14 protein-coding genes are annotated in these 25,652 nt (G+C 69.1%); all 14 read right to left on the bottom strand.

Going from position 1 to position 25,652, the window contains the following annotated elements; all coding sequences use genetic code 11:
- Positions 1-124 precede the first annotated feature (124 nt).
- The 14 genes from gspD to purL all read right to left on the bottom strand — a co-directional run bounded on the left by gspD (position 125) and on the right by purL (position 25,195).
- A complete protein-coding gene (gene gspD / locus HMPREF3114_RS10240) occupies positions 125-2,326 on the bottom strand; it encodes a type II secretion system secretin GspD (protein ID WP_070489718.1) in 2,202 nt (733 codons plus the stop codon).
- A 9-nt stretch (positions 2,327-2,335) separates the two neighbouring features.
- On the bottom strand, positions 2,336-3,124 hold the full coding sequence (locus HMPREF3114_RS10245) for a general secretion pathway protein GspN (RefSeq protein WP_070489720.1): 789 nt from the start codon (positions 3,122-3,124) through the stop codon (positions 2,336-2,338).
- Positions 3,114-3,821: a type II secretion system protein GspM gene (gene gspM / locus HMPREF3114_RS10250; protein ID WP_231114026.1), complete on the bottom strand. Its 708-nt coding sequence runs from the start codon at positions 3,819-3,821 to the stop codon at positions 3,114-3,116. Before gspM ends, HMPREF3114_RS10245 begins: the two co-directional genes overlap by 11 nt.
- Positions 3,802-4,947 (bottom strand): PilN domain-containing protein, encoded by a 1,146-nt coding sequence (locus HMPREF3114_RS10255; RefSeq protein WP_053499713.1) that lies wholly within the window; start codon positions 4,945-4,947, stop codon positions 3,802-3,804. The genes gspM and HMPREF3114_RS10255 overlap by 20 nt, the downstream gene beginning before the upstream one ends.
- Positions 4,944-5,807: a type II secretion system minor pseudopilin gene (locus HMPREF3114_RS10260; protein ID WP_070489722.1), complete on the bottom strand. Its 864-nt coding sequence runs from the start codon at positions 5,805-5,807 to the stop codon at positions 4,944-4,946. The genes HMPREF3114_RS10255 and HMPREF3114_RS10260 overlap by 4 nt, the downstream gene beginning before the upstream one ends.
- A complete protein-coding gene (locus HMPREF3114_RS10265; protein WP_053499709.1) occupies positions 5,804-6,436 on the bottom strand; it encodes a type II secretion system protein J in 633 nt (210 codons plus the stop codon). The genes HMPREF3114_RS10260 and HMPREF3114_RS10265 overlap by 4 nt, the downstream gene beginning before the upstream one ends.
- Positions 6,433-6,852 carry a type II secretion system protein XpsI gene (locus HMPREF3114_RS10270; protein ID WP_070489724.1) on the bottom strand — a complete coding sequence of 140 codons (420 nt, stop codon included), beginning with the start codon at positions 6,850-6,852 and terminating at the stop codon, positions 6,433-6,435. Before HMPREF3114_RS10270 ends, HMPREF3114_RS10265 begins: the two co-directional genes overlap by 4 nt.
- Positions 6,849-7,343, bottom strand: coding sequence for a type II secretion system protein XpsH (locus HMPREF3114_RS10275; RefSeq protein WP_005415226.1), 495 nt, complete (start codon positions 7,341-7,343; stop codon positions 6,849-6,851). Before HMPREF3114_RS10275 ends, HMPREF3114_RS10270 begins: the two co-directional genes overlap by 4 nt.
- 6 nt (positions 7,344-7,349) lie before the next feature.
- Positions 7,350-7,793 carry a type II secretion system major pseudopilin GspG gene (gene gspG / locus HMPREF3114_RS10280; protein ID WP_005415225.1) on the bottom strand — a complete coding sequence of 148 codons (444 nt, stop codon included), beginning with the start codon at positions 7,791-7,793 and terminating at the stop codon, positions 7,350-7,352.
- A gap of 49 nt (positions 7,794-7,842) precedes the next feature.
- Entirely contained in the window at positions 7,843-9,063 is a 1,221-nt protein-coding gene (locus tag HMPREF3114_RS10285; protein ID WP_005415224.1) for a type II secretion system protein XpsF, read from the bottom strand.
- A gap of 24 nt (positions 9,064-9,087) precedes the next feature.
- Positions 9,088-10,809 carry a type II secretion system ATPase GspE gene (gene gspE, locus HMPREF3114_RS10290; protein ID WP_053499707.1) on the bottom strand — a complete coding sequence of 574 codons (1,722 nt, stop codon included), beginning with the start codon at positions 10,807-10,809 and terminating at the stop codon, positions 9,088-9,090.
- A 136-nt stretch (positions 10,810-10,945) separates the two neighbouring features.
- Positions 10,946-12,799 carry a S8 family peptidase gene (locus tag HMPREF3114_RS10295; RefSeq protein WP_053499721.1) on the bottom strand — a complete coding sequence of 618 codons (1,854 nt, stop codon included), beginning with the start codon at positions 12,797-12,799 and terminating at the stop codon, positions 10,946-10,948.
- A 158-nt stretch (positions 12,800-12,957) separates the two neighbouring features.
- Entirely contained in the window at positions 12,958-20,871 is a 7,914-nt protein-coding gene (locus HMPREF3114_RS10300; protein WP_083297591.1) for an ESPR-type extended signal peptide-containing protein, read from the bottom strand.
- Positions 20,872-21,310: 439 nt separating this feature from the next.
- Positions 21,311-25,195 carry a phosphoribosylformylglycinamidine synthase gene (gene purL / locus HMPREF3114_RS10305; RefSeq protein ID WP_141750802.1) on the bottom strand — a complete coding sequence of 1,295 codons (3,885 nt, stop codon included), beginning with the start codon at positions 25,193-25,195 and terminating at the stop codon, positions 21,311-21,313.
- Between the last annotated feature and the right edge of the window lie 457 nt (positions 25,196-25,652).

The raw sequence follows: 25,652 nt of genomic DNA on the forward strand, positions 1-25,652 counted from the left end.
ACGGCGTGTCCTGCCAACCCACACCGCCCCGCCACCCCTCAGTAAACCCGCTGTTGCCGTTGCTCCGGCTCTGGCTCTGGCTCCGGCCTCTGCGGGTGCCGGGCGCAGCCCGGCCGCAAACCCCTTACTTCTTTGCGCGCGGCTGGTTCAGCGGCTCCATCGCGCGGAAGCGCTTGCTGTACTCATCGGTCAGGTTGCGCGATTCCTGGCTGTTGCGGACGATGGTCGGGGTCAGCAGCACGATCACTTCCGAACGACGGCTGGTGCGGGTCTTCTGCCCGAACAACGCACCGACCACCGGGATCCTGCTCAGGCCCGGAATGCCGCTGCTGCCATCGGTGGCCGAGTCGGTGATCAGGCCCGCCAGCATGATGGTGTCGCCGCTCTGTACCGCCGCTTCGGTGGACAGCTTCTTGGTCGAGATGCGCGGGTTGCAGTTGCGCTCGTTCGGGTTGCAGGCGTCCGGCACGTCGGAGGCGCTGCTGACCTCCTGCACGATATCCAGGAACACAGTGCCATCGCGGGTCACGCGCGGGCGTACCTTGAGGATCACGCCCGTGTCGATGTACTGCACCGAGCTGTAGGTGCTGGTGCCCACGCCGGTGTTCACCGTGGTGGTGTTGATCGGCACCTTGTCGCCAACGTTGAGCGTGGCCTCGGCGTTGTTGCGCACGAACACCGACGGTGTCTGCAGCAGGCGCAGGTCGGTGACCTTGTCCAGCGCGCTGACCACGGCGGCCGCGTTGTGGCCGGTGAACGCCCAGCCCACGCCGTCGTTGCCGGTGACACCGCCGGCGAAGGTATTCCACGAACCGCCCGCTGCCGGCGGCAGGGTCAGGCCTGCCAGTGCGCCGGTCAGCGCGCGACCAGCCACGGCGTTGTCGAAGAACCAGTTCACGCCATACTTCAGGTCACCGGTCAGCGCGACTTCGGCCACCTGTGCCTCGATGTGCACCTGCAGCGGCATCACGTCCAGCTTTTCGATCACCTCGCGGATCGAGCGCCAGGCCTGCGGCGTCGAGCGAACCAGCAGGGTGTTGGTCTCCTCCACCGCCGACACGCCGACGCGGTCGCCCTCCACTTCCAGGCTGACACTGACGTTGCCGGGCTGGCGCTGCGGCAGGTTCAGGCTGCCGTTGCTGCTGCCACTGCCACTGCTCCCGCCCAGCGTCGAGCCGAGGGTGCTGCTGTTGTTGTCCATGCCACGATCGCCGTCACCGCCCAGCTGCGACGGGATGGCGCCCGGCGCCAGCGAGGCCGGGCTGGAGCCGCCGCGGTTGCCACTGCTGGCGAAGGCCTCGCTGAGGCGTTCGGCCAGGTCGCGTGCCTTGATGTAGCGCAGCTCGTAGGAGAACAGGCGGGCGCTGCCACCTGCGGTGTCGATGCGATCCAGCCACTGCTGGATCTGGTCCAGGTAGCGTACCTGCGGCGTGATCACCAGCACGGCGTTGGCGTTCTCCAGCGGCAGGAAACGGAACATGCCAGCACTGGGCGTCTTGCTCTCTTCGCCGAACACCTTTTCCAGGTCGGCCGCGACCTGCTCAGCCTTGCCCGACTGGATCGGGAACACGCCCACCGACATGCCCGACAACCAGTCGACGTCGAAGATCTCGACGGTGCGCAGGTAGTTTTCCAGTTCTGCGCGCGTACCACCGAGGGTGATCACGTTGCGGCCGCTGTCCACATTGACGATGGCGTTGGGGCGCGCGTACGGCTCCAGCACCTTCTTCATCTCGGTGGCGGAGATGAACTGCAGGGGGACCACGCGGACCTCGAAGCCGCGTGCGCTGGCCGCCGGCGCGGTGCTCGGCGCGACCGTGCCGGCCAGCGCCTGGTCGGCGGCGACGATGTTGTAGCGGCCGCCGCTGTAGACCATGCGCGCGTTGTTCCAGCCCAGCACCATCTCCAGCAGGTTCAGCGCCTGCGCCGGCGAGACCGGCTTGGGCGTGGCCAGGGTGACCGTGCCCTGCACGCCCGGTGCGATCACGTAGTTCTGGCCAAGCATGTCACCAAGGATGGCCTTGACTACCGCATGCAGCGATTCGCCTTCGAAGTTGAAGGTGGCCTCGCCGGTGCTGGCGCCATGCAGCGCCGGTGCCGGTGCGCGCGCGGCCTCACGGTTGATCATGGTGCCGGTGCCGCGGCGGATCACCGCCTGCGGTGCGCCCTGGCTCTCGCGGGCGGCATCAGCGGCGACGTCGGCCGCTTGGCCGGCATCGGCGCTGGGCGACAGGTTGCCGTTGCGCTGCACGTGCGGCGCGGACACCGTACTGCAGCCGACCAGCAGCGCGAGGGCAAAGGACCAGGGAAGAAAACGCAGGTTCATGCATTCACTCTATCGGTTGGTGCCATCGCCCGGGGGCGGCGACGGTTGTTGCTGCTGTTGCTGCAGCTGGCGGCGACGGGCCTGGATGCGTTCGCGGATGGCCTGCATCTGCGCTTCGCTGGGACCATTGTTGTTGGCCGGTGGTGTTTTTGCAGCTGACGCCGCAGGCGTGGGGGCATTGCCGGCGGGCGGCGTCGATGGGGTTGCCGCGGCCGGGGGCGGCGCCGGCGGAGCACCCGCCGAAGGCGGCACAACGATCGCGCCTGCAGGCGGTACACCGTTGGCACCGCGCAGCACCGTCGGCGGCTCGCCGCCCTGGCCGTTGAACACCGCCAGTTCCAGGACCTGGTTGCCACCGGGGCCGATCACCGTGGCCTGGCGCGGCTGCAGCGCCACCAGCTGCCAGCCATCCACGGCTTCGCCGTTCAGGCGCAGGCGCAGCGAGCGGTTCTGTTCGGTGGTGAACGTGGCCATGCCGAAATCGCCGGTCAGCAGCACGCCGGTCAGGCGCAACGCGGCACTGGCCGCCGGTTCGCTGCCGCCCAGCAGATAGGGCCGCGGTCTGCGGTCTTCGGCGAACAGCGGGCGCTCACCGATCGCGCTGTAGCTGTCGGCGCTGGCCATGCGCTCGGCCGCCAGCGGCGGCAACGATGGCAGCGATGGCGCGGCGTCGGCATCACCGTCGGCGCCCGGCAGCTGGCTGCCCAGCCCGAAGACGGTTGACAGCCAGACCGCCGCCGCCCAGCCGGCCAGTGCCAGCAGGAAGCCGGTACGCAGGCTGATCTGCTCAAGCTTCATCGGCCACCTCCGGCCCTTCGGACGGGGGCGCCGGCTGGGGCGCAGGCGTGGCCTCGGCCGGCGACGTGGACGGTGCCGGTGCCGCAGCGGGTGCCGGTACCGTGCCATCGGCGGCGGCGCCTGGCAGCAGATAGCCGGCCAGCTCGAAGGACACATCCAGGCCCAGCCCGGATTCGTTCGGCGATTGCTGGAAGCGCTGCGCGATCAGGTTGAGGTTGTCGACGAACAGGCGGGGGCTGCCGGTTTCGAGGCTGTGCAGCACGGTGGCCAGTTCAGCCACGCCGCAGCGCAGGCGCACCTGCATGGCGACGCGCACGAACTCGGCATCGCGCCGGTTGTCGGTCAGCGGCGTGCGGTTGCTGATGGTGCAGCTGCGGTTGCCCGGGCTGGCCATCGCCACCGCATCCTGCAGCCGGGCGCCCAATGCAGCGGCGGCAGCTTCGGCAGTGGCTTCGCGCAGGAAGCCTGGCCGCTGCTGCAGGGCCTCGCGGGTTGCACGCAGGCGCTGTTCGATCTGTGGCTGCTGCTGCAGCTGCGCCTGCACGCGCGACTCGCGTTCGCGCAGGGCGGCGACATCGGCATCGATCGCACGCAGCGGCTGGGTGAACCAGGGGTGCACCAGCAGCAGATAAGCCAGGCCCAGCACTGCCAGCAGCAGTGCCAGCGCCAACCAGCGATCACGGCGTGCGCTTGGCATCGGCATCGGCCGCCTCCGGGGTCGGTGCTGCGGCCGGCAACGGCTGCAGTTCGGCGGTCATGGTGAAGCGGTCGCGGCCACTGGCTGCGCCATCGGCCTGCAGCACCCCGGTCAAGTTGACCTTGCGCCACTGCGGTGCGTCCTGCAGCAGCTGCACCAGCTGCGATGCTTCGCGGCTCAGGCCGATCAGCTGCAGGTTGTTGTTCTCGATCGCCAGCTTTTCCAGATAGGTGCCTTCCGGCAGGCGCCGGGTCAGTTCGTTCCAGATCTCCACCGTACCGGCGCGCTGGCTGCGCTGCTTCTCAAGGAATGCAGCACCATCGATCAGCGCCTGCAGCTGCGCGCGTTCGCTGGCCACGCCACGCGCGCTGCGCGCGCTGCGCTCGACCTGCGCACGCAGTTCGTCGGCGGCGGCCTGGCGGTTGTCCAGCAACTGCACCGCGGCCAGTACCAGCATCACGACGGATGCCGCTGCCAGCAGCAGGTTCCAGCGCCGCATCGGGTCTGGCCGCAATTGGCGCTGCGCGGGCGGCAGCAGGTTCACCTGCAACACGTTGCCCTGCGCATCGATGGCATCGACGCCGGCCAGCGCATCGGCCCATTGGCCCACCCGCGCGCGCCATGCTTCCAGCTGCCGCAGTGGCCACGCCACCAGTTCGACCTGCAACTGCCCTTCGCCGCCCGCGCCGAGTTCACGCACGTCATAGCTGACCTGGGACGCTTCGAACGGGGTCTGCCGGTCGATTTCGAAGCCGACCACGGCACGCAGGCGGTCGGCCGCCGCGGCGGGCAGGCGCAGCGTGCGCCGCAGCACATCCGCCGCGGGCAGCAGCCACACCCGGGGCAGGCTGCGCAGGCGCGGCTCGAGTACCCGGTCCAGTTCCACCGGCGACAGCGGCCACGGCAGGCGCGCCACCACTTCGCGGCGTTCACCGGCCTCACGCCAGACCTGCAGCTGGTCGCTCTCAGGCTGCAGCAACAGGCGGGCCTGGCCCCAGCCCAACGCCCATTGCCAGCGCACCGGTACCCAGGCCAGCAGCGACTGCCGCCACCAGCGCAGGAAGCGGCCAGCACCCGGGCCGATCCGGCCCTGCACTTGCCGCAGACTGTCCTGCCACGCCGTCATCTTGCTGTCATTCCCTGCTCCCAGCGAAGCACTGTGTAGGTCCGCCCGGGAACCCCGCCCGAGCCACTGCGTACCACTGCCTGCAACACCGACCTGCGTCCACTGCTGTCGATGGCAGCGGACTCGATACTATAGGTGCCGCTGCTGCTGGCAAGCGTTGTCGTACCACCAGCGGAATCTGCATCACGCTCCTGCTGTGCGCGCTGCGCCATCACCCTGTCCGCATCCAGCCCCAGCGCGGTCAGCACCGGCGCACTGGCGAACTGCGGATCCGGCCGGGCCTGGCGGCTGTACAGGGTCAGGTGCGGCAACATCGCCCGGTACAGCGTGCCGCGCATGCCCAGAACGCGCTGCAGCTCGCCCAGGGTCTCGAAGCGCTTGTTGCGTGGGCCATAGGGCAACCCGGCTGCGGCGTAGTCCTGCGCTTCAGCACCACCGCCCGGCTGCAGCAGGCTGTCCTCGTCACGCCAGTCGATGATGGCCGCGGCCAGCTGCCGGGCCTGGGCATCGTCTTCACCCAGCGCCTTGAGGAAGGCGGCCAGCAGCGCGGCATCGGCCAGGTTCAGGTTGATCTTGCCGTTCTCGTCCAGCACCTTGATCTCGATGCTGGCGTCGTCGAACTGCCAGCGATAGGTCCGGCCATCGGCACGCCAGGGCGCGCGCTGCGGATCGGCCGACAGGCGCAGCAGGGCATATTCGAGGCCGGCACGCGCACGTTCCTGCCCGCGTGCATCGTCATCCAGCACGCGCTGCTGCAGGTGTTCGACCCGTGCGCTCAGCGCGAATGCGCCGACCAGCGCGGTCATCAACGCGATCAGCCACAGCACCAGCACCAATGCCGCCCCAGCCTGACGCCTCATCGCGCGCCTCCGCTGCCACCTGCACGCAGCGCCACCACCAGCGGTGGCCACGGCGCTCCACGGGCCGGCACGATCTGGATCTCCACCAGCATCGGCAGGCGGCGGGTGTCGTCCCAGCGCGGCATCCAGTCGGTCACCTGCCCAGTGCTGGCATCGATACCCCGATAGCGCAGCTGCACCGATTTCAGGTTCTCCACCAGCACCTCGGGCGGGCGCGGTGGATTCTCGGCGATGCGCTCGCCTTCCTGCAGCAGCACCAGGTCCAGCAGCAGGCGCTGTTGGCCATCGCGTCCGTCGACCTGCAGCGCGTGCAGGTAGGGGCCGCCACGGCCGAGGTATCCGGGCAGGTCGGCGGCGAACAACATGCGTTGCTCCTCCCCTTGGAAGAAGATCGGTTCGCGGGTGGGGTCCGGAACCTCCAGCGGGGTGCGCAACGCGCCCGCCAGCTGCCTGCGAAGCAAGGACTCGACCGCGCGCATGCGTTCGCTCTCGGCGGCGATCTGCTCGCCACGCTGGCTGACCGCCATCGCCGAGCGCACGCTGGCAAAGGCCAACGCCAGGCCGCCGGCCAGCAGCACGGTGGCCAGCATCACTTCGACCAGGGTGAAACCTGCGGCGCGGCGCCTCACCGGGCATTCTCCAGATCGGGCGGCAACAGGCGCAGGCTGCGCCAGCGCAGCTGCTCGCGCTCGCTGTCACCCCAACGCACCTGCAATTGCAGCTCTGCCAGCCATGGGGTCCCCGGTGACGTGGCCTGCACGACATTGCCAGCGCGTGGTTCCACCCACGGCTGAACCTGCAGTTCCCAGTGATAGCGCCCCTGTTCCCAGTCACCCTGCGGGCTGCCCACCTGCAGCGGTGCGTCGACGCCGGCCTCGGCCAGCAACGACTGTGCATGCAGCACCGCGCGCGTGCGCAGCTCGGCATCGCGCACCTGTTTTGCGCCGCCGGACAGGCTGCCCAGCAGCAGGGTCAACGCCAGGCCCAGCAGGGCGAAGGCGATGATCACTTCCAGCAGGGTGAAGCCACGCGCGCGCCGCTTCATTGCGCCCGCCAGGGGCCGGAGCGGACCTCACCGGTGAGCCAGCCGACGTCGACGCGCCATTCGGCGCCGTCGCGCTGCAACCGGATGCGGCCGCCGCTGGAGCCACCATCGGGATGAAATTCGATCACGCCCTGCCCCGGCGCGGTGGCCAGCTGCGCGGCGCCTTCGAACTGCACCTGCAGCTGTGCGGGCACCTCACCGTGGCGCTGGTTGGCGCCCTCCCAACGTCGCCGCGCCGGCTCGATGACGAAGCGCTGCGGTTCGCCGCGGGCGATTGCCTGCGCGCGCACCATGCGCAGCTGGTTGGCGATGTCCTTGCCGGCGCTGCGCAGCTGCATGCCGGCGAAACCGCGCGACAGGCCAGCGGCGGTGATCAGGCCGATCGCCGCGATCAGTGCGATCACCAGCAGCATTTCCAGCAGCGACAGTCCCGCCGCGCGCCTGCCGTGCAGGCGCGGGTGGGGCAACCGGCGCGGCAGGAAATACGTCATGCGCGGTTACGGCTGGTAGCGGATGTCAGCGTCGACGCTGCTACCGCCGGCCTTGCCATCCTTGCCCAGGCTGACCAGCTCATACGGCTGGCCTTCGCCCGGTGCGCGGTATTCCAGGGCGTGGCCCCACGGGTCGTTCAGGTCGGCCGGCTTGGCGTACGGACCGAGCCAGCCGCCAACACCGGCCGGTGCGGTCACCAGGTCATTGAGCGAGCCGGGCAGCTTGCCGGTGTCGATCTGGTAGTTGTCGATCTTGGACGCCACGGTCTGCACCTGCGCCTTGGCGATGTTGGCCTTGCCACGGTCGGCACCGCCCAGTACGCGGCTGGCGACCAGGGTCAGCACCGCGCCGATCAGCACGATGACGATGATGATTTCCAGCAGGCTCATGCCCGACTGGTTGCGCGCGGCGGTGAAGGAAAGGCGGATCGGTCGGCGACGGGCAATCATGGACGGTCCTTTCAGTTGCGGAGTGTCGGGGTTGCAGGGAGTGCCATCGTCAACCGATGGCATTGGTCAGGTCGTACAGCGGCACCAGCACGGCCACGATCACCGCGCCCACCACCGAGGCCAGCACCAGGGTGATCGCCGGCACCATCGCCGCCAGCAGGCGGTCGATGCGCCGGGCACTATCCTGTTCGAAGGTGTCGGCGGCCTTCAGCAGCATGGTATCGAGGGCGCCGGATTCCTCGCCGACCTGGATCATCTGCAGGGCCAGGCGCGGGAAGCGCTTGCCGCGCGACAGTGCCAGCGACAGGCCGGCACCATTTTTCACTTCATCGGCGGCCGCTTCCACATCGGCGGCCAGCGCGCGGTTGCCCAGTACGTTGCGCGCGATGCCCAGTGCGCCCAGCAGGGGCACGCCGTTGCGCAGCAAGGTGCCCAGCGTGCGCGCCAGGCGCGCGGTCTCCAGTTCACCGACGAGACGGCCGATGCCACGGCGCTGCAGCAGCCAGCCATCCAGCGCCAGCCGGAACGCCGGTTGCCGCGCCTTGCGCTCGAAGAACAGCGCCAGCAGCGCCGGCACCACCAGCAGCAGCACCCACCAGTCGCGCACGAACAGGCCCAGCTGCAGCACCGCATTGGTGAACCACGGCAGCGCCACGTCCAGGCTCTCGTACATCTGCGCGAACTGCGGCACCACGTAGCCAAGCAGGAACAGCAGCGCACCGCCCACCACCACCAGCAGGATCGCCGGGTAGACCAGCGCGTTGATGACCTTGCCCTGCAGCGCGCGGCTGCGCTCCAGGTAGTCGGCCAGGCGTTGCAGGGTTTCATGCAGGCTGCCGCCGGCTTCGCCGGCGCGCACCATGTTCACGTAAAGGCGCGAGAACAGCCCATGCTGGCGTTCCAGCGCGGTGGACAGCGGTGCACCGCCGCGCACCACGTCGCGGATGTCGGTGATCGCGCGGCGCGATCGTTCGTCCTCGGGCAACCCCAGCAGGATCGACAGCGCGCGGTCCAGCGGCTGGCCGGCACCGAGCAGGGTCGCCAGCTGCTGGGTGAACTGCAGCAGGGCGGCGCCCTGCAGGGGGCGCTGCTGCAGCAGGTTGCGCCAGCTGCGGCCGCCGATCGCGCCGGCGTCGGCCAGCTGCGTCTCCATCGGCAGGTGGCCCTGGTCCTGCAGGCGCGCGATCAGCTCGGCCTCGCTGGCCGCTTCCATCTGCCCGTCGAAGACCTCACCGTGCGGATTGAGCGCCTTGTAGCGGTAGTTCGGCATGTCAGCCCCGGCGTCCTGCGCGCATCAGCTTTCCTCGGTCACGCGCAGCACTTCCTCGATGGTGGTCTGTCCGCTCAGCGCCTTGGACAGGCCATCCTCGTACATGGTGCGCATGCCGGCTTCGCGGGCGATGCGCTCGATCTCGCCCATGCCATCGCGACGCATCACCGCACGCCGCAGCGCATCGTTCATCACCAGGAATTCCATGATGGTGGTACGCCCGAGGTAGCCGGTCGGCGCCAGCGCCGAGGGCTTCGGGCGGTAAAGGTGGATCGGTCCCTCCGGCTGCAGGCGGCGCAGCTCGAAGCGTTCGATCTCCTCTGGCGAGGCTGCGTAGCGTTCGGCATGGGTGGGCTCCAGCCGGCGCACCAGGCGCTGGGCCAGGATGCCGTTGATGGTCGAGGTGAGCAGGTAATCCTCCACGCCCATGTCGAGCAGGCGGGTGATGCCACCGGCCGCATTGTTGGTGTGCAGGGTGGACAGCACCAGGTGGCCGGTCAGTGCCGACTGGATGGCGATGCGCGCGGTTTCCAGGTCGCGCATTTCACCGATCATGATGATGTCCGGATCCTGGCGGACGATGCTGCGCAGCGCGTTGGCGAAATCCAGGCCGATCTGCGGCTTGGCCTGGATCTGGTTGATGCCCTCGATCTGGTATTCGACCGGATCTTCCACCGTGATGATCTTGACGTCGGCGGTGTTGAGCTGGCTCAGCGCGGTGTACAGCGTGGTGGTCTTGCCCGAGCCGGTCGGGCCGGTCACCAGCAGGATGCCGTGCGGCTGTTCCAGCACCTTGCGGAACTGCGGCAGGAAGGCGTCGGTGAAGCCGAGCCGGTGGAAATCGAAGACCACCGTTTCGCGGTCCAGCAGGCGCATCACCACGCTTTCGCCATGCGCGGTGGGCACGGTACTCACGCGCAGGTCCAGCTCCTTGCCCTGCACGCGCAGCATGATGCGGCCGTCCTGCGGCAGGCGGCGCTCGGCGATGTTGAGCCGGGCCATGATCTTGATGCGGCTGATCACCGCGGCGGTGAGATTGGCCGGCGGGCTCTCGCCCTCCACCAGCACGCCATCGACCCGGTAGCGGACTTTCAACCGGCTCTCGAACGGTTCGACATGGATATCCGAAGCGCGCAGTTCCACCGCACGCTGGATCACCAGGTTGACCAGACGGATCACCGGCGCTTCCGAAGCGAGGTCGCGCAGGTGCTCGATATCGTCGACCGCGCCGCCCTCGCCATCGGCGGTTTCCACGATCGCGCCCATCGCGCTGCGGCCCTGGCCGAACCAGCGCTCGACCAGGTCATCGATCTCCGCGCGCATGCCCAGCACCGGTGTCACCGGAACCCCCAGCGCCAACTGCACGGCCTGCTGCGGATAGGCATCGTGGGCATCGGCCAGCCACAGACGCACCCCGTGTTCATTCAACTCCAGCGGGCACACATGGAACTGCTTCAGGAAACGCAGCGACAGCGGTAGTCCTTCGGCCAGCGCCTGCGGCGGGGCCTCCGGCACCTGCTTGCCCTCCAGCAGCGGCAGGCCCAGCACCTCGGCGCTGGCCTGTGCCTGGTCGCGTTCAGACACCAGGCCCAGGCGCACCAGCAGGCCCAGCAGGCTGCCGCCGGCCTCGGCGTGCAGCGGCCGCGCGCGCGCCAGGTCTCCTTCCTTGAGCCGGCCGCGTGCCAGCAGCGCATCCAGGATGCGGCCTTCGGCATCGTCGGTAACGGTTGCAGCGAGCGCGTTCACGTGACTCTCCTGTCAATCGGACCGACTTTAGCAGTTAAGCCATGATTTCCGCCGCCCTGCCGCCAGCTTTCGTAAAAAGACGAAGCCCGTCACACAGGATGACGGGCCTCGGCCGTTCAACTACGACACGACAGGTTTACTGCGTGGCGAGGATGCTGACGCCGTTGTAGGCCGCTTCGCCCACCACCTTGATGTAGTAGGTGCCTGCCACCGGCTTGTTCACCCGTACCGTTTCGGACGTGCCGGGACGGGTCGACTTGCCATCGTTGTCGCTGGCGCTCGGCTCGCGTCCCTGGGCAATGTAGACCGACACGTTGCCGGTGCCACCGTAGGTGATCACGCTGAACTGCTTGCCAGCGGCTGCCTCGAAGCTGTACAGGCGGCTGCTGCCAGCCGTACCGTTCAGTCCCCCCACCGCGGCCTTGTTGGTCAGCGGCGTCGCCACCGGCCCGCAGTTCTCGGTGCACGGCTCTTCCAGTGCCTTGGCCAGCGCCGCCTTGGCATCGACGATGCCGGTGCCGATCGGGGTGGCGGCCGGAATGCTGACCGGGAACGGGCGCGCGGTTTCCTTCAGCAGCGTGCGCATCGCGGCGGGGGCCAGCGGATCCTTGCCCTTGGCGATCAGCGCGCTCTGCACCAGTGCAGCAACGGCAGCCACGTGCGGCGAGGCCATCGACGTGCCGCCCATGCCCATGTAGCTGTAGCTGCCCGACTGCGGGGTGGTGGCCGCATCGGAACCGGACTGCCAGACGTAGCCACCCGGGTTGCCGTCCACGCTGCCACCGCCGCCGGGGCCGGACAGGTCCACGCGGGTGCCGTAGTTGGAGTAGTAGGTGATGCCGCCGGTGATGCGGGTGGCGCCGACGGTCACCACGCCGTCGCAACTGGCCGGACGGTACTTGGATGCGTTGTCGGTCTCGTTGCCGGCCGCCACGACCACGGTGGTGCCACGCGAGATCGCGCCGTTGATCGCATCCTGGTAGGTTCCGTCACAGCTGCCGCTTCCACCCAGGCTCATGTTGATGATCTCGGCCGGGTTGGCATTGGCGGGCACGCCCGCCACGGTGCCGCCGGAGGCCCAGGTGATGGCGTCGGCGATATCGGAGAGGTAGCCACCGCACTTGCCGAGCACGCGGACCGGCAGCACCTTGGCCTTGTGCGCGACACCGGCCATGCCGACGCCGTTGTTGGTCTGCTCGGCCACGGTGCCGGCCACATGGGTACCGTGCCAGGAGCTGTCCTCCGCGACGGAGCCGGTGTAGCACTCGTTGTCGTTCTCGACCCAGTCGCCATAGTCCTGCGCGCCCGGCACGCGATCGTTGGTGGCACGGCGCGACGTCTCGGCATCGCTGATGAAGTCGTAGCCTTCCAGCAGGTTGCCGACCAGGTCCGGGTGCTGCGGCAGGATGCCGGTGTCGAGCACGGCTACCACCACGCCCTCGCCCTGCGATACATCCCACGCCGACGGTGCGTTGATGCCACCGGTGGCGTTGTGCAGGTGCCACTGGTACTGCTGGTAGTACGGGTCGTTCGGCGCCAGCGCCGGCTGCACGTCACCGGCGCGCAGCTCGGTGCGGCGCAGCTTCACGTCGGCTTCGGCGTACTGCACGGCCGGGTCGGCCTTCAGTTCCTTCAGCACGCGCTGCAGTTCCGCAGGCGCCAGGCGCCCCTGCAGGCGGATCAGGTCGGCACCGACGCCGAGCCTGCGCACGACCTGCGGGCCCAGCGTGCTGGCGCGGGCGGTGCCACCGGACAGGCTGGCGCGGGTCAGCGCGGACTGCACGCTGGACAGCTTGGCCGAACGGTCGCCCGCCGCAGCGGTGCCGGCACGATACTTGACGATGATGCGCTCGGCGCCCGGCTCGGCGGTGCTGGCCTGGCGCACCGGTTCACGGGTCGGCAACCCGGCGGCGTGGACGGCACCCACCGCGGTCATCGACAGCACGGCGGCGGCAAGCACATTGATGCGAAGGTTCTGCTTCTTGATCACGTCGAAATTCCTCTTCTGGGTCATGGATCGAACCAACACTGCGGCCATCATTCCTTGACGACTCCCGGCCGGCCCAGCCGGGATTGCCGTGACCTCCCCCCAGGCCCTCGTTGCAGGTGATGCGCCGGCGTGGGTGGCCGCCGGCGCAGTGGTTTGGCTTACCAGCCGAAGCCGGCACCAACGCCGACCGAGCTGTCGTCACTGCTGAAGGCGCCGCCGAAGGTGACCGTGGCGCGATCGCTGATCGCACGCTGGTAGCCCAGCGACAACGCCGACTCGCCGCCCTGGAAACCGATGCCGACGCCGACCCGGTTCTGGGTGCGGATGCCGGCGGCACTGGTGGCCATGTTGAGCATCGCCGCACTCATCGCGCCCTGGCGGTCGATGCGACGATCCATGTGGCGCAGGCGCCCGTCGATCTCGCCCTTGAACGCATCGAAGCTATCGGCGACGGCCTGCACGCGGCTGTCGGTGTAGCTGTTGGCGGTGGCCATGCCACGATCCAGCTGGCCCTTGTTGACAGCGTCGGTGGCGGTGGTGCCGGCGGCGACGTTGGTGACCTGGCGTTCGTTGCCTTCGCTGCCCACCGACACCGTATTGGCACGATCGGCAACCGAGCCCTGGCCCAAAGCCACCGCGTTGGCAGCAGTGGCACTGGCGCCCTGGCCGATGGCGGTGGACGAGGCGCCACTGGCCACTGCGCCTTCACCCATGGCGACGGCATTGAAGCCGGTGGCCGGGGTGCCAACCGGAATCCCGGCACCGGCACCGGCGGCGGCGGCAGTCGGCGCGCCCTGCACGCGTGCGGTGCTGGCCGGTGCCGCATCGGCGGTGGCCGGTGCGTCGGCCATGCTGGCCAGCGGGCTCTCATCCAGCGACGCACTCATTGCGCGCAGGCTGGAAGCACCTGCACGCGTGCCACCGGCAGTACGACGGTCAATCTCACTGACCTTGCGGTCCAGCGCACCGAGCGCATCGCCGACGTTGCTGTACGTCGCGCCCTGGATCACATAGTTCGGCGCCACGAACACACCCTGCATGCCGACGCTGGCGCCACCGCCGAGGAAGCTGGCGGCATCACTGAGCGACTGGAACAACTGCCCGCCATTGATCGCCTGGCGACTGCCGGCGGCGATGCTGCCGGCACCGACGTTGTCGATGGTGGTGCCCTGGAAGCCGGACAGGGTCAGGCGATCACGGCTGGCGTCGTCATAGCCGACTGCGCTGGCCGCCGTGGTCTCGACCGTCGCGATGCGCGAATCGAAATCACCCACGCGGGTTTCCACTGCGCCCACGCGCTGGTTGGTGACGTTGAGCTGTGACCCGGTGACCGCATCGGTGCTGCCGGCAGCGATGCGGCCGTCGGCCACATTGACGATCCGCCTCGTGGCCGGGCCATCGGTGCCATTGCCACCGCCGACCGACACCACGTTGGCATCGAGCGCACGCGAGCCCGCACCCAGAGCCACCGAGTTCGCACCGGACGCGCCGGCGCCGTTGCCCAGTGCAAGCGCACCATTGCCAATGGCCATCGCGTTGGCACCCAGCGCATTGCTGCGTGCACCACTGGCACTGGCGGCCGAACCGACCGCAGCGGCATCGCTGCCGCTGGCACTGGCGGTACCCGCACCAGTGGCCTTGACGTAGCGTGCGGTGCCATCGGCGGTCGCCGCGACCGCATCGAGCTGGCCACGATTGACTGCATCGGTGCGCTCGGTACCAGCGGCGACACGGGTGATCTGACGATCACTGGTGCTGCTGCCCACTGACACGGTATTGGCACGATCAGCCACCGAACCGGCACCCAGTGCGATGCTGCCGGCCGCCGACGCATTGGCGCTGACACCCACCGCAGTGGCATTCGCACCGGTGGCCTTGCTGCCGTAGCCGACCGCCGTACCAAGCCGGCCACTGGCTTCGGCATAGCTGCCCAGCGCGGAAGCGCCATCGGCCGAGGCAGTGGCGCGGAAACCACTGGCCTGCGACTGCGTGCCACTGGCCGTGGCCTGCGCACCGCTGGCAGTGCTGTAGGCGCCCTTGGCTTGGGCGCCAGCACCACTGGCGCTGGAACCGAGTTCGCTGGCGCTGGCGCCGCTGCCCACGGCCACACTGTCGACACCACTGGCCTGCGCGTTGCTGCCCAGTGCCGCCGCGTTGTTGCCGGTGGCCAGGGCATCGACGCCGACGGCGGTGGCGTTGACGGCCATGGCGTTGGCTCCGCTGCCCAGCGCGGTGGCGCCGTTGCCGACGGCGTTGGCCGCGTTGCCGGCGGCCAGTGCGTTGTCACCGTCGACCAGGGCACCGGCTTCGCCATCGGCGTTGCCGCTGGCCTGGAACTGCCGGCCAGTCCTGTCGGCAACGCTGGCAACCGCGTCCAGCTGGCCTTTGTTCACCGCGTCGGTGGCCTCGGTGCCGGCTGCCACATGCGTCACCTGGCGCTCACCGCCCGCGGTGCCCACGGCCACGGTATTGTCGCGCTCGGCCTTGGAGCCGGCGCCCAGCGCCACGCTGTTCAACCCACTGGCCGTGGCACTGGCGCCCAGTGCCGTGCCATCTGCCGCATCGGCCCACGAATTCCAGCCGATCGCGGTGGCGTAATCTTCGGTCGCCCAGGCGCCGGCACCGAAGGCCGCCGCGCCGGTGCCGCTGGCGCGCGACGGGATCAGGCCGAAGAAGGTGCTGCCACCGATGGCCACGCTCTCAGCGCCACTGGCTTCGCTGGACTGGCCGACCGCAACGGCACCGCTACCGGCCGCGGCGGCGCCGAAGCCCACTGCCGTGGTGTTGGCACCGCTGGCCGCCGAGCCGTAGCCCAACGCGGTGCCAAGGCGACCGCTGGCTTCAGCATAGCCACCGACGGCGGTGGTGCCATCGGCGGAGGCGGCACTGCGGAAGCCACTGGCCAGTGCCTGCGTGCCGTTGGCGTTGGATTCGGTGCCGGTCGCGGTGCTGTACGCACCACTGGCCTGTGCACGCGCACCCGCGGCGCTGGCACCCAGCTCGCTGGCACTGGCGCCGGTACCGAGCGCAAGGCTGTCTTCGCCGGTGGCCTGTGCGGTACTGCCCAGTGCTGCGGCGTTGTTGCCGGTGGCCAGCGCATCGATGCCGACCGCCGTGGCGTTGGCCGCCAGTGCATTGGCGCCGCTGCCGAGTGCGGTGGCACCGTTGCCGATGGCGTTGGCCGCATCACCGGCCGCCAGCGCGTTGTCACCCTCGACCAGCGCGCCGGTTTCACCATCGGCGCTGCCACTGGCCTGGAACTGCCTGCTGGTCTTGTCCGCTGCAGCCGCTACGGCGTCGAGCTGGTTCTTGTTGACCGCATCATTGCCCTGCGTGCCAGCGGCCACGTTGGTGATCTGGCGGGTATTGCCACCACCGCCCACCGACACGGTGTTGTCGCGGTCCGCGATCGAATCGGCACCCAGCGCCACGCTGTTGGCAGCGCGCGATTCGGCGGCGTTGCCCAGTGCGGTGCTGTTGATGCCGCCGGACCAGGCGCCGCCACCGACGGCGGTGGAGTAATTGCCCGATGCTTCGGTGGCCAGCACGCCAAACAGCGAACCACCGACGGCGACGCTGTTGGTGCCGGTGGCCAGGCTACCCTGGCCGGTGGCGGTGCTGTAGGCACCCGACGCCTCGGAGTCGCCGCCCAGCGCCACGCTGTTGGAACCGGTGGCACTGGCGAAGTTGCCGAAGGCGGTGGCGTTGAACGCCGATGCCTGGGAATAGCCACCGATGGCGGTGCTGTAGCCACCGGTCGCTTCGGCGCCGATGCCGAACGCTGCCGACGCCGTGCCGCTGGCGACGCTTTCGCTGCCGACCGCGGTGGCGCCGCTGCCGCTGGCATTGCTGAAGTAGCCCACCGCCACGGCTTCCTCGCCGGAGGCTTCGGACAACACACCGTTGGCGGTACTGCCGGCCCCACTGGCGATGCTGGCGGCACCGAACGCCGCGCTCTGCTCGCCGCTGGCTTCGCTTTCCGCACCCTGCGCGGTGGCGTACTCACCGGTCGCCTGTGCGTTGGCACCGACGGCGCTGGCGTTGGCGGCGCTGGCCAGCGCGTTGAAACCGATCGCCTGCGCGTTGTTGGCCAGCGCATTGGCACCACTGCCGAGTGCGGTGGCACCGTTGCCGATGGCGTTGGCCGCATCACCGGCGGCCAGCGCGTTGTCACCGTCCACCAGCGCACCGGCCACGTCACCGCCGCTGCCACTGGCCTGGAAGAAGCGGCTGGTGGTGGTGGCGGTACTCGCGACCGCATCCAGCTGTGCCTTGTTCACCGCATCGGTGGCCTGGGTGCCGGCGGCGACGTTGGTGATCTGCCGCTCGTTGCCGCTGCTGCCCACCGACACCGTGCGTGCACGGCTGGCAACCGAACCGGCGCCGAGCGCGACAGCGTTGCTGGCGCTGGCGTTGCTACCGGCCCCGAGCGCGATCGCGCTTTCACCACCGGCCACCGTGTTGGTGCCGATGGCAATGCTGTTGAGGCTGTTACCCAGCGCCTGGAAGCCCAGCGCCACGCTGTTGTCGCCATAGCCGAAGGCACCACGGCCGACTGCGGTTGAGCTGGCACCATTGGCCCAGCTGTTGTAGCCGATGGAGGTTGCGCCACTGCCGCTGGCCCATGCCGCGTTGCCGAACGCCGAGGCGTTGGTGGCGGTGGCCCATGCACCTGAACCGAAGGCGCTCGCACCACTGGCCGTGGCCCAGCTGTAGCCACCGACAGCGGTGCTGTCATCGCTGCTGGCGAAGGCGCTGTCACCGACCGCAACGGCATAGCTGCCGGTCGCACGCGACTTGCCGCCGGCCGCGAAGCTGTTGTCGCCACTGGCCTTGGCGGCATTGCCGAACGCGCTGCTCACGGCACCAGTGGCCTGCGCACCGCTGCCGACCGCCGTAGCGTCGGCAACGGCGGTGGTACCGACCCGCTGTGCCGTGCCGTCAGCACCGATGATCGGCTGGTTGTATTCGTCGTAGGCCTGGCCGAGGCCACCGATGGCAACCCCGCCATTGCCGGTGGCGTTGCTGTTGCGACCTACCGCCACGGCGTCGTCACCGATGGCCGAGGCTGCTGCGCCGTGCGCGACCGCGCCGGCGCCGATCGCATTGCTCGACGAACCCGCCGCAACCGCACCTTCGCCGTCGGCCAATGCACCGGTATCGCTGCCCGCTTCGGGCTGTGCCTGGAAGAAGCGCGCGGTGCTGTCGGCGGTGCTGGCCACGGCATCCAGCTGCGCCTTGTTCACTGCATCCGTCGCCTGCGTTCCCGCGGCCACGCTGACGATCTGGCGTTCATTGCCATTGGTACCCACGGCCACCGTATTGGCCCGGTTGGAGCCCGAATAGGCGCCCAGCGCGACGCTGTTTTCGGCGCCAGCGGTGGCGTAGTAACCGATGGCCGTGCTGTCCTTGCCGATGGCCCAGGTCTGCGCACCCAATGCACTGGCGTTGTCGCCGGCGGCATAGGCAAAGTAGCCCAGCGCGGTGGACTCGGCACCCACCGCTTCGGTGAAGCTGCCATTGGCCAAGGAGCGGTCACCACTGGCGACGGCGCCACCACCGACCGCGGTGGAGGACACACCGCTGGCCCGCGTCTGCACATACAGTCCCATGCCCGGCACGATGTCGGCCGGGCCACCGATGGCGACGCTGCCAGCGCCGGTGGCGCTGCTCTGCGTTCCCAGGGCGGTGGCGTTGCTGCCACTGGCGGTGGCCGCCGCGCCGAAGGCCGCGCTGCCCTGCCCCGAGGCCAGCGCGTTGCTGCCGACGGCAGTGGCGCTCTGCGCGATGGCGACGGCGCCCGCACCCAGTGCACTGGTGCCATTGCCGATCGCATTGGCCGCCTCGCCAGCGGCCAGCGCATCTTCGCCTTCGGCCAGCGCACCGGCATCGCTGTTGCTGCTGCCGGTGGCCTGGAAGTGCTTGGCGGTGGCATCAGCCACGGCAGCGACCCCCTTCAACTGGGCCAGATTGACCGCATCGGTGGCTTCACTGCCCGCGGCAACGCTGGTGATCTGCCGCTCGTTGCCGGCGCTGCCGACCGCTACGCTGTTGGCACGGACAGCCTCGGAATTCGCACCCAGTGCAACGCTGTTGGCACCGCGTGCGGTAGCGTAATAACCGACGGCGGTACTCTGCGCGCCGCTGGCCCAGGTCTGCGCACCGAGCGCGCTGGCATTCTCACCCGGGGCATAGGCGAAGTAGCCCACGGCGGTGGATTCCGCACCGGACGCTTCGGTCAGGCTGCCGTTGGCCACCGCACGATCACCGCTGGCGATAGCGCCGGCGCCGACCGCGGTGGCGGCTTCGCCGCTGGCCTGGGTCTGCACGAAGAAGCCCAGGCCCGGAATCAGGTCGGCCGGGCCACCGATGGCGACGCTGCTGGTACCGGTGGCGGTGCTCTGCGTACCCAGTGCGGTGGAGTAGTCACCGATGGCATTGGCGACCGCACCGAATGCGGACGACTGCGCACCGGCGGCATACGCGCCAACGCCGTAGGACGACGCCGCAAATCCACTGGCTTCGGCACTGGCGCCGACTGCAGTGCCACCGACGCCTGCGCTGGTGGCGCCGGTTTCCACCGGCACGCCACCACTGGTGATCAGCGGATTGCCATCGGCATCCACTGCAGCACCACCGACGGCGACGCTGCCCGGGCCGTTCGCCTGTGCGTTGTTGCCGAACGCGGCGCTGTTCTGGCCCGACGCCAGCGCGTTGTTGCCGACGGCGGTGGCGTTCTGCGCAACGGCCGTGGCGCCGGCACCCACGGCGGTGGTGCCGTTGCCGATGGCGTTGGCCGCCTCGCCGGCCGCCAGTGCCTCGTCACCTTCGGCCAGCGCGCCGGCGTCGCTGTTGCTGCTGCCAGTGGCCTGGAAACGCTTGGCCGTGGCATCGGCCACGGCGGCCACGTTCTTCAACTGGCCGACATTGACCGCGTCGGTATCTTCGGTACCCGCAGCGACGCTGGTGATCTGCCGGGTCAGGCCATATTCGGCGGCGCCGACAGAGACGGTATCGACGCGGTCGGCCAGCGAGCCGGCGCCCAGCGCCACGCTGCCGGTGGCAATCGCCGCCGAGTTGGACCCCAGCGCGGTGCTGTACTCACCGACGGCGGTGCTGAACGCACCCACCGCGATTGATGCTTCATTGGCGGCAGTGGCGCCGCGGCCCAGTGCGGTACTGCCCGGGCCCATCGCCACCGCACCGCCACCCACGGCAGTGGCGCCATCGGCGGTGGCTTCGGACAGCGCACCCAGGGCGGTGGCCGCGCCATTCTCGCTTGCAGCATAGGCACTGGCGCCGACAGCGGTGTCACCAAGACCGAACGCGGCAGCACTCTGCCCAACCACCACGCTGGCGTCACCGATTGCCAATGCGCCCTGGCCGAACGCGCTGGCGCCCAGGCCGGCGGCAATCGCCTGGGTACCGATGGCGGTGGTGGCATTGGCCAACGACTGCGCACCGGCGCCCGCTGCAACCGCGCCCTGCCCGTCGATCTTCGCCGCGTCGCTTTCATCACCTGCGCCATCGGCCTTGAAGTAGCGGTTTCCATCTGCGGCGACATCCGCCAGCGCGGCCTGCGTGGCGCGCGCCTGCGCATCCAGCTGTGACTTGTTCACCGCATCGGTGGCCTGGGTACCAGCGGCCACGTTGGTGATCTGCCGTTCCTTGCCGGCGTCGCCGACGGACACGGTATTGGCCCGCGCTGCTTTGGAGCCAGCGCCCAGCGCCACGCTGTTGGCGGCGCTGGCATTGCTGTTGCTGCCGATCGCCACCGCGTTGCTGCCCTTGGCCGTGGCCGAGCCTTCGATCAGGCACTTTTCCAGCAGCTTGCCGCTGAATGCGACGCAGGTAGCGCTGCCGCCGATCTGCACTGACTGTGCAATGGCGGAACCGCTCATGCCCAATCCCAATACCAGGCCCAGTGCCACCGCCAACAGCGCGGGCGTGGCCTGTGTCGTATCGCGGCGCTGGTCGACAACACCACCGCTGCTGTCGGAGGAGGCCAGTTCCGAGGCCACCACCAACTGACCCAATGCTTTGTTCCAGACCTTGCGATAAATCCGATTCATCGGTACGGCTCCTGATTGGACTGGTTTTGGGCAAAGCAACGCCACCGCCGGGCCTTGTGGCCCAACGTCCCCTGGGGGCGTTTATTCGCGTGATTTACTGCGGGGTATTGCCGAACGGCGCGCAGCGACAGAAAACCGAGCGCGTGCGCCGAGCGGTTACTGCGGAATGAATGGTTCTGAAACGGGGTTCAAGTGTTAACGGCAACTTTGCAGATCGTCAAGACTTTGACACGACAAATGCTATTGCCGTGAAGCAGTTCACCATTTCACGTGTTTATAAAAGTATTTTGTTAGGTGCACGTGACGAACCGTTGGCGCATGAAAACCGATGTAACTAGCGGGCGCGACAAGGGTTTCACGAGCGCAAAGAAAAACCCGCCGACAAAGCGGCGGGTTTCTCCATACGCGGTGGCATTGCGGCCTGCGCGGAACGATGCGATCAGCCGCACCACACCCGCGCGTTGCGGAACATGCGCATCCACGGCGAATCACCCTGCCATTCCGCCGGTGCCCAGCTCAGGTTGAGCGCGCGCGGGGTGCGCTCCGGGTGCGGCATCATGATGGTGACGCGGCCGTCGCTGCTGGTCAGGCCGGTGATGCCGTCCGGCGAACCGTTCGGGTTCAGCGGGTACTGGCTGGCCACCTTGCCATTGCCATCGATGTAGCGCAGCGAGACACGTGCAGCAGCCTGGTCGACGGCATTGTCGAACACGGCCTGGCCTTCACCATGCGCCACCGCCACCTGCAGGCGCGAGCCGGCCATGCCACGCAGCAGGATCGACGGCGATTCCACCACTTCCAGCAGCGCGGTGCGGGCTTCGAACTGCTCGCTGGCGTTGCGACGGAACTGCGGCCAGTGCTCGGCACCCGGAATGATGTTCTTCAGCTGGCTCATCATCTGGCAGCCGTTGCATACGCCCAGCGCGAAGCTGTCTTCGCGCGCGAAGAACGCGGCGAAGGCATCACGCAGTGCGCTGCGCTCCAGGATCGAGGTGGCCCAGCCACGGCCGGCACCGAGCACGTCGCCATAGCTGAAGCCACCACAGGCCACCAGGCCGGTGAAATCCTGCAGGGCCACGCGGCCTTCAATCAGGTCGCTCATGTGCACGTCGAAGGCACGGAAGCCGGCACGCTCGAAGGCGTTGGCCATTTCGATCTGGCCGTTGACGCCCTGCTCGCGCAGCACCGCCACGCGCGGACGCGCACCGCTGCTGATGAACGGTGCCGCCACATCCTCGTTGAGGTCGAAGCTGAGCTTCGGCTTCAGGCCCGGTGCGTTGAAGGCACGCGCGATCTCGCGCTCGGCATCGGCATTGGCCGGGTTGTCGCGGCGCTTCTGCATCGCGTGGGTGACCGACCACCAGGCATCGAACAAGGCCTCCCAGCGCCACTCGGCCAGGTTCTCGCCGCCCAGCGACACGCGCACCACCGGTGCGGTGGTTGGCTTGGCGATGCGCTGCGCGCATTCGGTCAATGCATGGCGTTCAACCAGGTCGGCAAACGCTGCACGGTCTTCGCGCGCGATCTGCACCACCGCGCCCAGTTCTTCGTTGAACAGGCTGCGGAACGGATCGTCACCCCAGGCATCAAGGGCGATGTCCAAGCCCAGGCGCGAGGTGAAGGCCATTTCGCACAGCGCGGCGAAAGCACCGCCGTCGCTGCGGTCGTGATAGGCCAGCAGCAGGCCGGACTGGCGTGCATCGCGGATCAGCTCGAAGAAACCCCGCAGGCGCTGCGGATCGTCCAGGTCCGGGGCGGCACCGGCGAAGGCCGGCAGGTCGCCGTGGTCGGCATGCACCTGGGCCAGGATCGAACCCCCCAGGCGCTGCTTGCCGGCACCGAGGCCGATCAGCCACAGCTCGCTGTCCACCTCCCGGTCGAGCAGCGGGGTCAACTGCTGGCGCACGTCGGCGACCGGCGCGAACGCCGAGATCACCAGCGACACCGGCGACACACTCTTGTGCGCTTCGCCTTGGTCGTGCCACTGCGCCTGCATTGACAGCGAGTCCTTGCCCACCGGGATGCTGATGTCCAGCTGCGGGCAGAGTTCCATGCCCACCGCCTTCACCGCGTCGTACAGCAGCGCGTCTTCGCCCGGGTGACCGGCCGCGGCCATCCAGTTCGCCGACAGCTTGATCTCATCCAGCGCATCGACCGGGGCAGCGCACAGGTTGGTCAGCGCTTCGCCCACCGCCATGCGTGCCGAAGCAGCGGCATCGAGCAGGGCCAGCGGGGTGCGCTCGCCGATCGACATCGCCTCACCGGCTACGCCGTCGAAGTCGGCCAGGGTGATTGCCACGTCGGCCACCGGCAGCTGCCACGGGCCGACCATCTGCTCGCGCGCGGTCAGGCCGCCGACGCTGCGATCACCGATGGTGACCAGGAAGTTCTTCGAGGCCACGGTCGGGTGCGCGAGCACGCGCAGGCCGGCTTCCTGCAGGTCCAGGCCACCGGTCTTCAGCGCCGGCCAGCGCGGTGCCGGCGGGTGCGCGGTATCGCGGTGCATCTTCGGCGGCTTGCCGAACAGCACGTCCATCGGCAGGTCGATCGGTGCATCGGCCGGGGTGTGGCCCGGCACGGCACCGTAGGCCACCACCAGATGTTCCTCGGCGGTGGCCACACCGACCGCAGCGAACGGGCAGCGCTCGCGGGCGCACAGCGCGGCGAACTCGGCCAGGCGTTCCTGGGCCACGCCCAGCACGTAGCGTTCCTGCGACTCGTTGCACCACAGCTGCATCGGCGACAGCGACGGATCATCGGTGGGCACCTTGCCCAGGTCGATGACACCACCGACGTTCGAGTCGTGCAGCAGTTCGGGGATGGCGTTGGACAGGCCACCGGCGCCGACGTCGTGGAAGAACTTGATCGGGTTGTTGGCGCCCATCGCCACGCAGCGGTCGATGACCTCCTGGCAGCGGCGCTCCATTTCCGGGTTGTCGCGCTGCACGCTGGCGAAGTCCAGGTCCTCGGCGCTTTCACCGGAGGCCACCGAACTGGCCGCACCGCCGCCCAGGCCGATCAGCATCGCCGGGCCACCCAGCACGATCACCGCATCACCGGCCTGCAGCGGGATCTTGTCGACCTGGACGCGGTCGATCGCGCCGAGGCCACCGGCCAGCATGATCGGCTTGTCGTACGCGCGCACCAGGTCGGCGCCTTCCGGCAGCTCGAAGCTGCGGAAGTAGCCGAGCAGGTTCGGGCGGCCGAACTCGTTGTTGAACGCGGCGCCGCCGAGCGGGCCGTCGGTCATGATTTCCAGCGCCGGTGCCATGCGCGGGTTCAGCGCGCGCGGCGCCTCCCACGGCTGCGGCAATTCCGGAATGCGCAGGTGCGAGACCGAAAAGCCGGTCAGGCCCGCCTTCGGCTTGCCACCGCGGCCGGTCGCGCCTTCGTCGCGGATCTCGCCGCCCGCGCCGGTCGAGGCGCCCGGGAACGGTGCGATCGCGGTTGGGTGGTTGTGGGTTTCCACCTTGATCTGGAAGGCACTGGGCACCTGCGCTTCGCGGCGGTATTCGCCACTGGCCGGATCGGGGCGATAGCGCGACGCCGGATGGCCTTCGATCACCGCGGCATTGTCGCTGTACGCGCTGAGCGTGTGCTGCGGGGTCTGCTGGTGGGTGTTCTTGATCATCCGGAACAGCGAGCGGTCCTGCTCCTGGCCGTCGATGGTCCAGCTGGCGTTGAAGATCTTGTGGCGGCAGTGCTCGGAATTGGCCTGCGCGAACATCATCAGTTCCACGTCCGACGGCGAGCGGCCCAGCGCGGTGAAGCGTTCACGCAGGTAGTCGATCTCGTCCTGGGCCATGGCCAGGCCGAGGCGCTGGTTGGCGGCCTCCAGCTGGTCCACCGGCACGCGTTCCAGCTCGCCACGCGCCGGCGCCGAGAACAGCGCCTGGCCCTGCTCCACGGTCTCCAGCACCGACTGCGTCATCGGGTCGTGCAGCGCCTTGACCAGCGCCTGCTGAGCGTCGGTATCGGCCGGCCAGCCCTGCACGTCGATGCGCAGGCCACGTTCGACCCGGCTGACCGGCTGGCCGGCACCGCGGACCAGTTCGGTGGCCTTGCTCGACCAGGGCGACAGCGTGCCCAGGCGCGGCACCACGATGCGGCTGACTGCGCCTTCGGCCACGGCTTCGGCCTGCGGCGCCGCTTCGAGGATGCGGCACAGCGTGGTCAGGTCGGGGGCGGCGCTGCCTTCGGGCTGCACGAAGTAGACGTGCCAGGCGCCGCTGATGCGCAGGGAGGGAGCGATGGACTGCAGGCGGGATTCAAGACGTTCGCGGCGGAACGGCGACAGGGCGGGCGCGCCCTCGAGGACCATCATGTCCGGGGAACCGTAGTTGGGAAACGGGCCCGACATTGTACCGGAAGCGGGGGGTGGGCTTTGGCCGGGCGGCGCCCGGCACCCGCCGAGGCCAGGGCCGAAGCAACGGCAACGGCCAAAGCAACAGCAAGAGCTGGCTTCTGTGAGCTGGCAGGGCGGTGGGAGCCAGCAGGACACGCCGTAAACCCATCCATGGGGGCTCGATGGCGCCATCCATGGCGCCAACGGTCCTGCTGGCTCCCACCACCCCGCCCCGACAGTTTCCCGCGATCTGCGGCCATGCGTGGACGCTTCCCGGTAGGGCCGGCCGCTGGCCGGCAACCAGGAAATGTCAGAAATCAGGCATTGAAGAGCGCAGCGACCGGCTTTTGCCTTTGTTTTTTCTTCTGTCTTTCGTGGCTGGCCGCGCAGGAACCTGTCCGTGGCCGGGCGGGTGGGCTGCGCAGGGGCGTGAGCC

This window comes from Stenotrophomonas sp. HMSC10F07 (genome assembly GCF_001807895.1).
GTDB lineage: Bacteria > Pseudomonadota > Gammaproteobacteria > Xanthomonadales > Xanthomonadaceae > Stenotrophomonas > Stenotrophomonas sepilia.